At 66.4% G+C, this 14,662-nt stretch carries 8 protein-coding genes; 7 read left to right on the plus strand and 1 reads right to left on the minus strand.

Going from position 1 to position 14,662, the window contains the following annotated elements; translation table 11 throughout:
* Positions 1–482 precede the first annotated feature (482 nt).
* Positions 483–2,042, plus strand: coding sequence for a murein biosynthesis integral membrane protein MurJ (gene murJ / locus GXP39_11950; GenBank protein ID NOZ28748.1), 1,560 nt, complete (start codon positions 483–485; stop codon positions 2,040–2,042).
* A gap of 10 nt (positions 2,043–2,052) precedes the next feature.
* On the opposite strand, the gene GXP39_11955 is transcribed toward murJ, so the two are convergent.
* Positions 2,053–2,784, minus strand: coding sequence for a DUF3307 domain-containing protein (locus GXP39_11955; protein NOZ28749.1), 732 nt, complete (start codon positions 2,782–2,784; stop codon positions 2,053–2,055).
* A 629-nt stretch (positions 2,785–3,413) separates the two neighbouring features.
* On the opposite strand from GXP39_11955, the gene GXP39_11960 reads away from it, so the two are divergent.
* The 6 genes from GXP39_11960 to GXP39_11985 all read left to right on the plus strand — a co-directional run bounded on the left by GXP39_11960 (position 3,414) and on the right by GXP39_11985 (position 14,364).
* On the plus strand, positions 3,414–4,100 hold the full coding sequence (locus tag GXP39_11960) for a response regulator transcription factor (GenBank protein NOZ28750.1): 687 nt from the start codon (positions 3,414–3,416) through the stop codon (positions 4,098–4,100).
* Between the two features lie 285 nt (positions 4,101–4,385).
* Positions 4,386–8,255, plus strand: coding sequence for a hypothetical protein (locus GXP39_11965; protein ID NOZ28751.1), 3,870 nt, complete (start codon positions 4,386–4,388; stop codon positions 8,253–8,255).
* A 32-nt stretch (positions 8,256–8,287) separates the two neighbouring features.
* Positions 8,288–9,982 (plus strand): tetratricopeptide repeat protein, encoded by a 1,695-nt coding sequence (locus GXP39_11970; protein ID NOZ28752.1) that lies wholly within the window; start codon positions 8,288–8,290, stop codon positions 9,980–9,982.
* A 10-nt stretch (positions 9,983–9,992) separates the two neighbouring features.
* Entirely contained in the window at positions 9,993–11,357 is a 1,365-nt protein-coding gene (locus tag GXP39_11975) for a hypothetical protein (protein ID NOZ28753.1), read from the plus strand.
* 15 nt (positions 11,358–11,372) lie between these two features.
* Positions 11,373–13,604 (plus strand): PAS domain-containing protein, encoded by a 2,232-nt coding sequence (locus GXP39_11980; protein ID NOZ28754.1) that lies wholly within the window; start codon positions 11,373–11,375, stop codon positions 13,602–13,604.
* Positions 13,573–14,364: a glycosyltransferase family 2 protein gene (locus GXP39_11985; protein ID NOZ28755.1), complete on the plus strand. Its 792-nt coding sequence runs from the start codon at positions 13,573–13,575 to the stop codon at positions 14,362–14,364. The genes GXP39_11980 and GXP39_11985 overlap by 32 nt, the downstream gene beginning before the upstream one ends.
* Positions 14,365–14,662: the final 298 nt, after the last annotated feature.

Here is a 14,662-nt window from a genome sequence, read left to right on the forward strand (position 1 = left end):
GGGGCTTTGAGGGGCGCAGCCAAGGTGTCTGAGGGTCTCCCTCAACCACCGACTCCACAGGGGGAGGTGTGGCGGGGACCTCCCCTCCGCGGAAGCCTCTCTTTTCCTGCCTGGTTTGGCCCTTTGGGTAGCGAAGGGCACTGCCCTTCGCTACCCATACCAAGAGATGGGGCCTCAAAGAAAAAGGCCAAAGTCCAGGGGAGGGGCTTCGCCCCTCCGGGCCTCCCCACGGCAGAGGCAACGGCATTTCTCCTAAGCTCCTGTCGGACAACAGTCAACGGTCCGGCGACACAAAGTGGACTATTGTCCGCTTGGAGCACGGATGGGCAGGCGCGAAGACTCGATAACGGTGAGCGTCGTGGGCTGCCTCACGGGATTTTCACCGTTTACACCACCTGGGCCGGCCTCGTTGGGGGATATCGCCGGGGTTGGAGTATAATGGAGCGCATGGCGTTCGATCCTCGCGTGACGGCGGTTCCGAGATGACACAACCAGCGAGATCCGGGGGTATCCAGCAGATCGCCCGCGCGGCCGGGGTGGTCATGTTGATGTTCGTGCTCTCCCGGGCGGCGGGGCTGGCGCGCGAGATGATCATCGGCGCCCGTTTCGGCACCTCGGCCGAGCTGGATGCCTACTTGGCGGCCTTTCGGCTGCCCGATATCCTGTTCCAGCTGGTGGCCGGCGGCGCGCTGGGCTCCGCGTTCATCCCCGCGTTCACGGAGCGGCTGGTGCGCGCGGACCGCCGGGCGGCCTGGCGCATGGCCAGCGCCGTGGTGAACCTGATCCTGCTGCTGATGACCGGGCTGGCCATCGTGGCGGCCGCGCTGGCTGAGCCGTTGGTGGCCCATGTGATCGCGCCGGGCTTTACGCCGGAGCAGCAGGCGCTGACCGCCTCCCTGATGCGTTGGATGTTGATCTCCACCGTGGTCTTTGGGGTCAGCGGGATCGTGATGGGCATTCTGAACGCGTATCAGCACTTCCTGCTCCCCGCCCTGGCCCCCGTCGTCTACAACCTCTCCATCATCGCCGGTGCCTGGTTCCTCTCCCCTCGCTGGGGGATACGCGGCCTCGTCATCGGCGTGGTGGTGGGGGCCTTTGGGCATCTGATCGTGCAGGTGCCCGGGCTGCTCCGCCAGGGGGTGCGTTATGTGCCCACGCTGGGATTGCGTGACCCGGCCGTGCATGAGGTGGGGCGCCTGATGGCGCCACGCGTGTTGGGGCTGGCCGCCGTCCAGGTGAACTTCCTGGTCAACACGATCTTGGCCTCGGGCCTGCCCGCGGGGAGCCTGGCCGCGTTGAACTACGGGTGGCTGCTCATGCTCCTGCCCCAGGGTGTGATCGCGCAGGCGGTGGCCACGGCCGCCTTTCCCACGTTTGCCGCACAGGTGGCGCGAGACGCGCGGGGGGAGATGCGGGTCACGCTGAACGCGACGCTGCGTGCGATCCTGTTGCTCACGATCCCGGCGAGCGTTGGCCTGATCGCGCTGCGCGTGCCGTTGATCCGGCTGCTGCTGGAGCGAGGTGCGTTCGACGAGCGATCCACCAGGGCGGTGGCGATCGCGCTGGCGCTGTATGCGACGGGACTGGTCGCGCACAGCGTGGTGGAGATCGTGAGTCGGGCCTTCTACGCGTTGCACGACACCTGGACGCCGGTGTGGGTGGGGATGGCCGCGATGGCCCTCAACGTCGTGTTGAGCCTGCTTTTGATCCGGCCGCTGGCCCACGGCGGCCTCGCGTTGGCCAATTCGTTGGCGACCACGGTGGAGATGCTGGCCCTGATCGGGTTCATGCACCATCGTCTGGGAGGGGTGCGGGTGCGGCCGCTGGCGCGCAGCGCCCTTCAGGCGGGTGTGGCGGCCTTGCTGATGGGAGGGCTGTTGTGGTGGTGGCAGCGCGGGTGGGGAGGCGGCGCCCCGTGGTGGACGGTCTCCTCCGGGATCTTGTTGGGCGCGGCCGCGTACGTGGCGACATTGCTGGTCATCGGGGGAGAGGAGGTTCGCGCCATGTGGTCGGTGGTGGCGCGTCGGGGCCTGTGGGCATAGGAGGCGAAGGTCAGGGCAGGTGGATGCCCATCCTGAGCAACAGCAGCCCCACGCCGGCCGCCATCAGCGCGGAGATGAGCGTGCGGGTGCCGCAAACGGAGGGTGGCACGGACTCCGGTGTGCAACAGAGGCACCAGTACAGGCGTGGCACGAACACGATCGGATAGACGATTGGGTGGGGGGTCAGCAGGATGGCCGCCCCGATGAGGCGTTCCGCGGCGCCGAACAGGCGATCCAGAGGGACAATGCTGCTCGGGGGGGAGATGCCGAACGCCTTGTGGAATGTGCGCAGCACCGCTAGCTCCATCACCGCGGTGGTCCAGATCAGGAAGATCGCGAGGATCGTCAACACGATCCAGATCACGTCGGCGCTCGGCTTGCTGGCCAGCAGCCGCCAGGCATCGGATGGGGTCTCGCCGGCGCCCGCCCGGGCGATCACGATGATGGTGCTCAAGTGGATGGTTTGATCGAAGATCAGATAGGGCAGTGAGAGCTCCGCGCTCAGGTTCTTGAGGCGAAATGTTCGGTATTGGTCGATCAGGAGATGGATGATCCCCAGGACGATCGTCCACGCCCACCAATAGGGGAACCTTCCCGCGACGAGAACCCCGCTTGCGATCGTGATGATTGCGAAGTGCAGGAACAGCCCCTTCCATCCTTTTGCCTTCAGGCGCGCGATCTCGCCGGTCTGCAAGGTATAATCGCCGATCATGTGGGCCAGCAATAGGCGTAGCGTGATCATATCATCGTAAGGGGGGCTTTGCCCGCGCTTGTGTCATTGTCAGAGGTCCATGTGCAAGCGGGGATTGGCTCTCTTCTGCTATCGATTTTGCTTTGGTACATTTTGCCATTTTATGGGTAATTCTAACACATGGTAAAGGTGGGTTGCAATACGTATCGTGTCCTAAAACCCGATTTATGAAAAAACTGTCATCTTGGCTATGGTTGCTGTTCACTTGCTGTTCATCTGAAAACGCGATAATCCCGTTGGAGATAGGGGAGAAAGGCGGTCGAGAGTGGGATATGGGCGGGCTGCGCGTGGAACCTCCGGGGCGAGGCATGCGTTCCGTCCGATAGCCGCCTGGACGGCCGGGCGGCCGTGAGGACTGAGACGTATCTCCCCCTGATGTTTGAGGAACCCGAGGAGCCTTCCGTTCATGGTTGCCTTACTGTTGCTGGCGCTTTTCGTGTTGTTCATCTGGACGCTGTTGCCTCAATCGGATTCGTAAATGACGTGATCGGAGTGCATATAGCGCTGCAGGGAGGAGCGGATCACTGCAATTGTTTGCGGACTGTACCCCCGGATGGTATAATGGCGGCGATCGGTGGCCGGATGCGGCCCAACTATCCACGGAGGACGCGGTTCAGCCCATGCGGGTGTTGGTCGTCGACGATGATCCGCCTAGTGTGAAGATGATCTCCTTTCTCCTGCAGGAGGAGGGGTATGATGTGGTGACGGCCAGCAACGGGTTGGATGCGCTGCGCCTGGTGGATGAGACGGCGCCGGACCTGATCATCCTGGACGTGATGATGCCGAACATGGATGGGTTGGAGGTGTGTCAGCGCATCCGCCGCCGCACGGATATCCCCATTATCTTCCTCTCCGCCAAGGGCGAGACCGCCGATCGGGTAGCCGGACTGGATCTGGGAGCCGATGACTATCTCCCCAAGCCGTTTGAGCCTGCCGAGCTATTGGCGCGTGTGCGCGCGGTGATGCGGCGGGTGGAGGGGGGCGGCCTTGGCGAGCCCCATGCCGTCCTGGAGGTGGGGCGTTTCCGTCTGGACCCGGTGACCAACCGTGTGACGTTGCCTGACGGCCGTGAGGTGGATTTGACCCCCATTGAGTTTCGGCTGCTGTACACGCTGGCTCGAAATGCGGGGCGCATCCTCAGCCATGAGCAGATCCTGAATCACGTATGGGGATACGGCTACGAGGGGTACTCCAACCAGGTGGCCGTGTACATGCGTCGGCTGCGCGCCAAGATCGAGCCGAGCCGGGAGCACCCCCGGTATCTCATCACCGCCCGAGGTGTCGGCTATAAGTTCGAACCGGACTAGAACAGATCACGGTGGGTCGGTCAGGCGGAAGTCGGTCTTTGTGGGTTATCGAGGGGGCTCAGCTATGAGTCCCCTTGCGTTATGTACGAGGTGGGGACGGGCCCCGAACCTCCTTGAGAGGTGATCGATGAGGGCCTCTCCGTGTTGGCGGATATCTAGTGGACTGGAGAGTGATTGCCCACTAGATGTTGTGTGTGCTAGAATCATTTGTGTTCGTTACCCCTGGCGATGAGGTGGAGAGCTGCTGTGAGGTCGATCGCGCGACGTCCGAGGCTTCTAGGCTTGATGCTCGGTCCACTGGGAAGGCGCGTGGTGATGGCCGCCCTGGTGGCCGGGGTGTTGATATGGGGACTGGGGTGGCTGACGGAGATCGCCTGGGCGCGAGAGGACCCACCGCCGGGTCCCCCGCTGAACCTGGCCGCGTCGCCATCCGGGTGGACGGCCACTCAGATGTTCACCCTGACGTGGGATCTGGCGCCTGAGGATCAGGATGTGGTGGGCGCCTGGTACCGGCTGGATACCCCTCCCCAGGCCGCCGACGATGGGACCTTCGTGACCACGACGAACGTCATCACTGATATCGGCCCTGTGCCCCATGGGGCGCATCCGGTGTACGTTTGGCTGCAGGACGCGATGGGGCAGGCCGATCCCACCCATGTGGCGACCACGACGCTATATGTGGACATCATGCCGCCGGGGCCGCCGGGCTCCCTGGCGATCGATCCCGCCGGTTGGACCAACGCCATCACGTTCAGCCTGAGCTGGACCCCGCCCGCCGAGGACTCGGGGATCGCCGGCGCCTGGGTGCGCCTGGACGCGCCGCCCGCCGCCCCGGACGACGGACAGTTCTTCCCCGGGGTGGACTCCCTGAGCGGCCTGCAGATCCCGGGCGATGGCGAACACCAGGTGTATGTCTGGCTTCAGGATGTCGTTGGGAATGTGGACCCCGCTCAGGTCGCCAGCGTGACGGCCCGGGTCGACCGGACGCCTCCGCTTCCCCCGTTTGATCTGACCTCCCTGCCCGATGGGTGGACGAATCGGAACGGCTTCACGGAGACGTGGGCGATCCCGGAGGATCTCTCGGGCGTGGTGGGGGCGTATTACAAGCTGAATGCCGAGCCGTCCGCCCCCGATGACGGCCTCCCGGCCGATGCGCCGGATCGGGCGACCGGGATCGTCGTGCCCCATGACGGCCGTCATACCATCTACGTCTGGCTCCGGGATGCGGCCGGCAACGCCGATCACCGGAAGCGCAACGTGGAGATCGACGCCTTCTGGTACGATGGCACGCCTCCCTCCTCCCAGGTCGCGTTGAGCGGCACGATGGGGCTGGCGGGGTGGTACACCACCCCCGTGCGGGCCCGGTTTGAGGCCTCCGACGGGGATCCCGCGGTCAGCTCCGGCGTGGAGGCGATCTATCATCGTCTGGACGGGGGCAAGTGGCGGACGGATCCGGAGGCGGTCGTCGATGAGGAAGGGATCCACTCGTTGGAGGTGTACGCGCGCGATGTGGCCGGGAACGTGGAGCCGACGCGCATCTTCACCATCGCGGTGGATACCCGGCCGCCGTCCACCGTGTACACCCTCACGGGGGTGATGGGCGCCTCCGGCTGGTATACGGGCGAGCAGACCGTCCTGGAGTTCGACGTGACGGATGATGGCTCGGGGCCGGCGGGCGTGCGGTACGCGATCGACGAGGGACCGTGGTCGTTGGGGCGGCGGATCGAGTTCCAGGAGGACGGTCGGCACGTGGTCCGATTCCAGGGGCAGGACGTGGCGGGGAACCTGGAGGCCATGCGGACGATCACCGTCCCGGTCGATGCCCATCCCCCCACCACCGCCTACATGCTCGATGGTGAGCGCGGGGACGATGAGTGGTTCGTCTCCCCGGTGACGGTGACGTTGGTTCCCACGGATGCCGGGTCCGGCGTCGTGGAGACCTTCTATCGGGTCGATGAGGGGGATTGGCAGAGCGGCACGACCTTTGAGGTCGTCGGCGATGGCGAGCGGCAGATCTCCTTCTACTCGGTGGACGCGGCCGGCAATGTGGAGACCAGCTATCCGGTGTTGTTGCAGATCGACACGCGGCCGCCGGCGCCGCCCCAGGCCGTGCAGGTCACCCCGTCCGAGTGGTCATCCCGCAACGCCTTCACCATCACCTGGGCGACCCCGACCGATCTCTCCGGCATCGCCGGGGTGTACTACAAGATCGGCGAGGTGCCCGAGGGCCCGACCGACGGGCAGTTCATCTCCAACACCTTCACGCTCACCGGGCTGAGCGCTCCGGCCGAGGGGGAGTTCCCGGTGCATCTCTGGCTGCGGGACGGCGCGGGCAACGTGGATCACGAGCAGCGCGCGACCTCCAGCCCTTTGCGCTTTGACGCGTCGCCGCCTGTGACCACGCTGTCGCTGGATGGGTTCCCGGGCCTGTTCGGCTGGTATCGAAGCGCCGTGACGGCCACGCTGAATCCCATCGATCTGCACTCGGGTGTGGCGGAGACGTACAGCCGGCTGGACGATGAGCCCTGGAGCACCCGGCTGGTGTATACGATCACGGAGCCCGGCAAGCACCTGCTCGCCTATCGCTCCGTGGACGTGGCGGGCAATCAGGAGGTGACGCGCACGACCACCGTGCGCGTGGATCCCGATCCGCCGGGCGCGCCCCTGAACCTGACGTACGCCCCCCAGGGATGGAGCACCGTGAACGACTTCTCGCTCTCCTGGCAGAGCCCGCTGGACGTCTCAGGCGTGGCGGGGGCCTACGTCCGCTTTGGCGGGCCTCCTCAGGCCCCGGGGGATGGGGAGTTCTTCACCGGGAGCGGTGCCGTGCAGCATATTCGCGTCCCGTCCGAGGGCCAGCATGATGTGTATGTCTGGCTGCGGGATGTGGCAGGGAATGACGATCCCTCCACGGCGGTGCTGCTCCCGCGAGCCTTCTGGTATGATGGCACTCCGCCATCGACGACGATTGCGCTGGATGGCGTCATGGGGCAGGACGGATGGTATACCTCGCCCGTGACCGTGCGGCTGACCGCCACGGACAGCACCTCCGGCGTCGCGGCCATCTATCATCAGGTGAACTCGGGGGCCTGGATGACAGACACGACGTTCACCCTGACGGAGGATGGGGTGTACCGGGTGCGCGTGTACGCGCAGGACGTGGCCGGGAACCAGGAGCCCGTACAGGAGATCACCGTGCGTGTGGATCGGCAGCCGCCCGCCGCCCGGATCGCCGAGCCCGGAGGGTACGCCCCCGATCCCGATTTCACGGTCGTCTGGATGGGCTGGGACATGGGAGGGGGCTCCGGGCTGGTCAGCTATGACGTGCAGTGGCGGGATGGCCTGAACGGGGTGTGGAAGGACTGGCAGGCCGATACGAAGGAAAAGTCCGCCCCGTTTCAAGGGAGACGGGGGCGGCTGTACGCCTTCCGTGTGCGGGCCCGGGATGTGGCGGGTCACGTGTCCGAGTACTCCACGCCGCGGTGGGTCGCGGTGGACAGCGTGGTGAACGGCGGGTTCGAATCCCTGTTCACGGGATGGCAGACGGGAGGAGCGTTGGAGCGGGCGGTGTTGCCCGTGGAGGATCCTTCCGGCTTGAAGAGCCAGGCCGTTCGTCTGGGCACGCCGGATTATGAGCGCACCGTGACGCCGGTCAACCCCGGGTGCGCGACGCCTCCGGGATGTGTGCCGGTGGGCGCGGCGATGATCTCCCAGACCATCACGATCCCCGCGTGGGTGGCTCGCCCTCGCCTGTCCTTGTGGTATCATATCTTTACTTATGACGTCATGTACAGTGAGAATCGGAAGCGTTATTACGACACGTTTGAAGTGACCATCGTGGATGGCGAGAAGGAGCATCTGGTCCTGCGGGATGGCAATCCCACGCAGAAGTACGGCGAGCTGATGGACCTGGGGTGGAAGTATGCGGTGATCGACCTCAGCCGATTCGCTGGGCGTACGGTGACTATCCGGCTGAGCAATCACAATCGGTGGGACAACCTTCTCAACACATGGACTCTGGTGGACGATGTCAAGGTGCTGGGCTGGGCCAGGCGTCCTCACGTTTACCTGCCCGCGCTCAGCGGTGGTGGCACGTCTGCGCCGGCCAAGGCGACGACGCCGGCCAGGTCCACTTTGCAGGCTGGCATACGGTAATCGTCGCCGATTGGCCGGGATGATGGGTGTATATGCCTGATCAGGATCCCACGCTGCGGGCGGATGCGCCGGAGGATTCTCTCGACATCCGGCTGGGGAGCTCGCAAAAGCCCGATGTCGACGGCACCTCCGATGCGCGTCGCGCAGCCCTGAAGGGACAAGACCTGCCTGACTTCCTATACCAGCGCGGGATGGCCCACTACCAACGTCGGGAGTGGCGGGCCGCGTTGGAGTATTTCACGCGCCTGCAGGAGATCCAGCCGGATCGGCAGGGGCTGGCCCCCCTGTTGGATGAGGTTCGTTGGTTCATCCAGCTGGAGCTGTTGGAGCAGGAGGAGGTCCCGGAACGACGTCCGATCGCCGAGCCGGCCCCGCCCGCCGCTCGCCCGCGCTGGCTATTTCGGGTCCTGGTGCTCTTCCTGGTGGCCGCGGTGACGGTGATCGGTGTGGCCTGGTCCCAGGGGCGCCTGGGTTCCTGGACGGGGGGTGGGCGTCAGGCCCAGCTACAGGAGCTGTACAATCGGGGGCAATCCCGCCTGGCGCTGGGCGATTACGAGGGCGCCCGGGAGGCCTTTGCTCAGCTGGTCGAGCTGGCGCCGGACGATCCCGAAGCCCAGGCCGGTCTGGCGCGTGCGGAGCGTTTGCAGGCGTTGGCCGAGCGCTACCGCAAGGCCACGGCAGCTATCCTGGCGGAGGATTGGGACGCGGCCGCGGCGCATCTTTCCGCTATCCTGGCGGTAGATCCGAACTACGCGGATGCGGCCCAACAGGCCGCGTTCGTCGCCCGCCGACAGGAGCTGGATCGCCTCTATACGGAGGGGGTGCGCCTGTACGATCTGGGAGACTGGGCGGGGGCGCTGGCCCGCTTTGAACAGATCGAGCAGCAGGACCCCGGGTTCCGGCGGGATGCCGTGCAGGAGTTCCTGTTCGTCTGTTACCTGAACGATGGGTGGGCCCTGATCTCGCAACCGGGGGCGGGAAGCGAGGCCACCCGGCGGGCGATCGAGCGCTTCGGCAGCGCGCTCCGGATCCATCCCCGCAACGTGCAGGCGGCCGAGGCGCGTCGTCTGAGCTCCATCTACCTGGAGGCGCAACTGGCCTTCGAGCGGGGCGACTTGGTGGACGCTCGGGCCCGCCTGGAGTCGCTGTTGGCGGAGAAGCCGGACTACGCGAGCGGTCGGGCGATGGAGTTGTTGTTCACCACGCTGGTGAAGATGGGCGAGCAGGCGCTGGCGCGTGGGGATCCGGAGGGCGCGCGAGAGGTGTATGAGGCCGCGCTCAGCCTCAACGTAGCCGATCGGGGGCCGGCGGAGGAGGGCCTGAAGGCGGTGGAGTTGGCCATCGCCACGCCGACCCCGACGCCCACACCCACCCCGGTCGCCGTCGTGCGCGTGCAGGTCCTCAACGTGCGAGCGGGTCCCGGCACCGAGTTCGACGTCATCAGCCAGGTGAGGTTGGACGATGTGCTCCAGGTGGTCGCCCGGACGCCTGTGGGGGATTGGCTGTTGATTTGCTGCGTCAACGATCAGCAGGAGGGATGGGTCAGCTCCCGCTTGGTGGGCCTGAACGTCCCCGTGGCGACGGTGCCGGAGGCACTGGTCCTTCCTCCTACGCCGACGCCCACACCGACGTCCACGCCCGCGGCGACGCCCACTCCGCCGCCACCGCCGCCGAAGGAGCGCGAGCGGCCGCGCAAACCCACTCCGACGCCGACTCCCTTGCGTTAAAGTGAGGATCATGAGGCTTTGGGATCGTCTGTCCCCTCTTCCCTACCGGTTGCTGGTGGGTGTGATCGTGTTCTTGCTGCCGCTGGTGATGTGGCCCTGGGGGGCTCGTGGTCAGGCGGATGGCTGGCGATCATTGGGCCTGCGCGGGCATCAGGTGAGGCGGGTGCAGGCTGAGGGGAGCGAGGGGCTTGCCTTGATCTATGCCGAGGCCGGGCCGGGCCTGTGGCGGACCCTGGACGGTGGGGCATCCTGGGTTCGCATTGAGGGAGGGTGGCCCCGCGACGGGCTGGGGCGCGCCCGGCTTGTGGCCTGGCAGGCGGCACCGGCGCAGGGGCGTGTCGTGTACGCGCTGGCCTCCTGGGGGGAGCATACCGCCATCTATCGCTCCCTGGATAGCGGATCGACGTGGCAGAACGGCATCCTGTTGCCCACAGGGGCCGAGCATCTGGCCATCGCCCCGCTCAGCCCGGATCATGTGTACATCGCCGGCGGGAGGCGCTATTGGACCAGCCGGGATGGGGGGATAAGCTGGAGCGAGCTCAGCGCGCCCGGGGAGGGCGACGTGGTGGCGCTGGCCGTGGGATGGGATGAGCCCCACACCCTGTACGCGGTCACCACGGACCCGGCCTTGTGGCTGAGCGGGAACGGCGGGTTGAGTTGGGAGCGGGGCCAGGGGCTTCCCTGGGATGCGTTCACCCTGGTGGTGCCGGCCAGCGATGGGCGAACCGTGTATCTGGTGGGGGAGCGGGGGATCTACCGGAGTGGGGATAACGGGCATCGCTGGCGTTCCCTGCCGTTGCCCGCGGGGAGGACCGTCGTCTCGCTGGCGGTCGATCGGCTGTTGGCCCAGGTGATCTACGCCGTGGTGGATGACGGCCGCGTCCTGCAAAGCGTGGATGGCGGCGAGCATTGGGAGGCGATGGCGCATCGCCCGGGGGGGAGCCGGGCCTGGACGGTGAGCGTGTCCGGCGTGGATCGGGCACGCGTCTATGTGGGGACCCAGGCGGGGGTCTGGGTGCATTCCGTCTCCCCGCCGGTGCCCACTCCAACTCCCACCTCCACACCGACGCCTACGTGGACGCCGACGCCCACGCCCACCGCCACGCCCACGGCGACCCCCACCTCCACGCCGACGCCTACGGCATCGCCGACGCCCACACCTACTGCTACGCCCACGCTCACCCCCTCCCCGACGGCGACGTTTACGCCCGAGCCTCCGCCTGCTGAGGCGCCGCCGACGGCCGTACAAGGGGCTGAAGAGGGACATTCGGACGTCGCTGCGCCGGGGGAGGGCGGCTCGGAAGGGGAGATGGGGGGATCTTCGCCCACGCCCGCCGCCTCGCCGACGGCCTTACCCACCCCGAAGCCCCGGTGATAGAGGATGCGTGACGTGGAACGGTCCGAGATGTTGGAGGCCGCCCTGGCCAACGAGCGCCGAATTGGGGTGCCTGCCCGGTGGGGGCTGGTCCTGCTGGGCCTGGTGATGGCCGCGCTGGGGCCGAGCCAGCCCTTTGCCGGGGGGCTGCCGCCGGAGTTCCTGGCCTTTGCGGCCTTTGCCGTGGGGATAACGTGGGCCCTAGTCCTCCGGGATGGGGAGATTCACGCCGTGGTCCCGCTGCTGTGGGCCGCCTACCTGGTGGACGTCCTTTACGCCTCATCTCTGATCGGGCGTTATGGCGGTCTGGCCAGTCCCCTCTATCTCCTGTATGGCCCGCTGGCGTTGCGCGCGGCGTTATACAGCCCGGGATTGCGGGGCGTCTTGTGGGCGCCCTTCGGATTCGGCCCTCTCTACGTGTTGACCCTGATCCTGTCCGCCGGGGAGATCGCCTTCCTGGGCGATCCCCTGTTCCTTCAGCGATATGTGCTCCTGTCGCTATGGGTTGGCGTGGCGGTGTGGGCGGCGTGGGTGTTGGTTACCCGGGGGGAGCGGATCGGGCAATTGCGGAGGGAGCTGGCGCGGCAGGCGCAGGACCTGGAGCAGAAGGCGCAGACCTTGCAACGCACGGCGGCCGATCTGGGCGATCGGGTGCTGGAGTTGCGGTCGCTGCAGGACCTGGCGCTGGCGCTCTCCTCGACGCTGCGGCTGGAGGAGATCCTGCGTCTGGTGGCGGAGCGGCTGGCCACCGTCCCGGCGGCGCAGGGCGGCGCGGTCGCGCTGTGGGACCCCGAGCGGCGCGAGTTGTCGGGAGTACGCTCCGATGGGGAGGCCTTCCGAATCGGCGTGGACGAGGATCCCCGGCTGGCCGAGGTGTTCGCCAACGGCCGGTCTCCGAGCGCGGCTGAGCACATGGCGCTGGAGCGCGTGGCCGCCCGGTGGTGGCCGGGCTGCGCGTGCCTGATCGTGCCTCTGGTGGCGCGTGATCGGGCCATCGGCGCCTTGTTCCTGGCCTCCTCGCCGGAGATGGGGACGCTGGATGAGAAGACGCGCCAGCTTGCCATCGGCTTCGCCTATCTGGCGGCGACCGCCATCGAGAACGCCCGGCTTTACCAGGACGTGTGGGAGAAGAGCCGGGAGCTGGAGGCGGTGCTGCAGGGGATCGGGGATGGCGTGGTGGTGACGGACCGCTCGGGAGCGCTGGTGTTGCTGAACCCGGTGGCGGCGACCATCTTCGGCCTGGATCAGATGCCGCCCGCGGGCGTCCCGCTGACGTGGGCGATCAAGCACGAGCCGTTCCTGAGCCTGGTGGAGGAGACGCTGGCGGAAGGCCATGATGAGATCCGGGACCTGGATCTGCCGGGGGCGGACGGCCGCGTGCGGACCTATCAGGCGCTGGCGTCGCCCGTGCGGGACGCGACTGGGGTGCCGGGCGGGGTTGTGACCGTTCTGCGTGACGTCACCGCCCAGAAAGAGCTGGAGCGCATGAAGTCCAACTTCCTGTCCGTGGTGAGCCACGAGCTGCGGACCCCTCTGCATTCCATCAAGGGCTTCGTGGAGATCATCCTGATGGGGAAGACGGGGCCCATCAACGAGCTCCAGCAGGACTTCCTGGGCACGGTCAAGGAGCAGACGGTCGTTTTGCAGCGTCAGATCGACGACCTGTTGGAGTTCTCACGGCTGGAGTCGGGTCAGATCCGGTTGCACGTGGAGCCGGTGCCGCTGGGCGTGATCGCCCGGGTGGTGCAGGAGAAGCTGTCGCCGCTGGCGGGGTCGGCCGGCCTGACGCTGGTCAATCGGGTGCCGGTCGATCTCCCGGAGGTGGATGGGGACCGCATGCGTCTGGAGCAGGTGTTGACCAACCTGGTGGAGAACGCGATCAAGTTCACACCCGCCGGGGGACGGATCACGATAGCCGGGCGGGACCTGGGGGATGCGGTGGAGATCAGCGTACAGGACACTGGGATCGGCATCCCGCCCTCGGAGCAGGAGCGCGTGTTCGATCGCTTCTATCAGGTGGACGGCGGGGTGAATCGGATGTATCGGGGGACGGGATTGGGGCTGACGATCTGCAAACACATCGTCGAGCGCCATCATGGACAGATCTGGGTGGAATCGAACCCGCAGGTGAAGCCGGGAAGCACCTTCTACGTGCGGCTGCCGAAGCAATGGGCGGGCGAGGAGGCCGCTCTGGACTTCTCATCGCTGCCCCGACATGACGGCGCGGAGGGAGCCCGTGAGCGATAAGGCGGGCGTGCGTCAGCTGGTGATCATGCCGGCCTACAACGAGGCGGCGAATATTCAGGGGGTGTTGCATCAGCTTCGGGAACGGTTCCCGGAGATGCCGTGTGTGGTCGTCGACGATGGTTCAGTCGACGATACGGCGGAGCGCGCTCGCGCCGCAGGTGCGGAGGTGATCCGCCTGCCGTGCAACCTGGGGTACGGCGGCGCCGTCCAGACCGGATTTCGATACGCGGTGCGTCGGGGATACGATCTGGCCGTGCTGATGGACGCCGACGGGCAGCACGATCCGGATAGCATTCCCGATCTGATGGCACCCTTGCTGGCCGGCGAGGCGGACGTGGTGGTGGGGTCTCGCTTCCTGGGGCGGCACACCTATCCGGTGGACCTGCCCCGGCGGCTGGCCATGCGCTTTTTCAGCTCGGTGGTGCACTTGTTGACCGGTCATCGGATCACGGACCCCACATCCGGGTTTCAGGCGCTCTCCCGGGATGCGCTGCGCTTCTTCGCGTATGACAATTACCCGTCTGACTTTCCGGATGCGGATGCGCTGCTGGCGTTGCTCTACGCTGGCTTCCGGGTGGTGGAGGTGCCGGTGACGATGCACGGCCGGCGGTCGGGCGACTCCATGCACAGCCCATTGCGCGGCGTCTACTACATGCTGCGCATGTCGTTGTCGCTTTTCATCCTGCTCCTGCGGCAGAAGACGCGTGCGCCAGTGCGCCATCCTGAACGGCGTGTGTCCAACGCCGTGGAGATTCCGTGAGGCGACTCACGACGCGAGTTGCAGGCTCCGTGAGTGTGTCTGAGAGCGTGCCTGAAAATTTATCCGTAAGGTGTCTGAGGGGCTCCCTTGGCTACCAGATCCACAGGGGGAGATGTGGAGGGGACCTCCCCTCTCTCTGGTTTGGCCCTTCGCTACCCAAAGGGCCAAACCAGAGGGAGGGGCTCCCCATAGTAGGGGCAACGGCATTTCTCAAACACGCTCTGGGAAATGCAGCTTAAGCCATTGCTGGGATTCAAAGGTGCCGAAGAACTTGGTCCGGACACGGCGTCGCCATGCC

Source organism: Chloroflexota bacterium (assembly GCA_013152435.1).
Lineage (GTDB): Bacteria > Chloroflexota > Anaerolineae > DUEN01 > DUEN01 > DUEN01.

Coding starts and splice junctions, on each gene's coding strand:
- murJ (NOZ28748.1), top strand. CDS start 483: ATGACACAACCAGCGAGATCCGGGGGTATCCAGCAGATCGCCCGCGCG.
- GXP39_11955 (NOZ28749.1), bottom strand. CDS start 2,784: ATGATCACGCTACGCCTATTGCTGGCCCACATGATCGGCGATTATACC.
- GXP39_11960 (NOZ28750.1), top strand. CDS start 3,414: ATGCGGGTGTTGGTCGTCGACGATGATCCGCCTAGTGTGAAGATGATC.
- GXP39_11965 (NOZ28751.1), top strand. CDS start 4,386: ATGCTCGGTCCACTGGGAAGGCGCGTGGTGATGGCCGCCCTGGTGGCC.
- GXP39_11970 (NOZ28752.1), top strand. CDS start 8,288: ATGCCTGATCAGGATCCCACGCTGCGGGCGGATGCGCCGGAGGATTCT.
- GXP39_11975 (NOZ28753.1), top strand. CDS start 9,993: ATGAGGCTTTGGGATCGTCTGTCCCCTCTTCCCTACCGGTTGCTGGTG.
- GXP39_11985 (NOZ28755.1), top strand. CDS start 13,573: ATGACGGCGCGGAGGGAGCCCGTGAGCGATAAGGCGGGCGTGCGTCAG.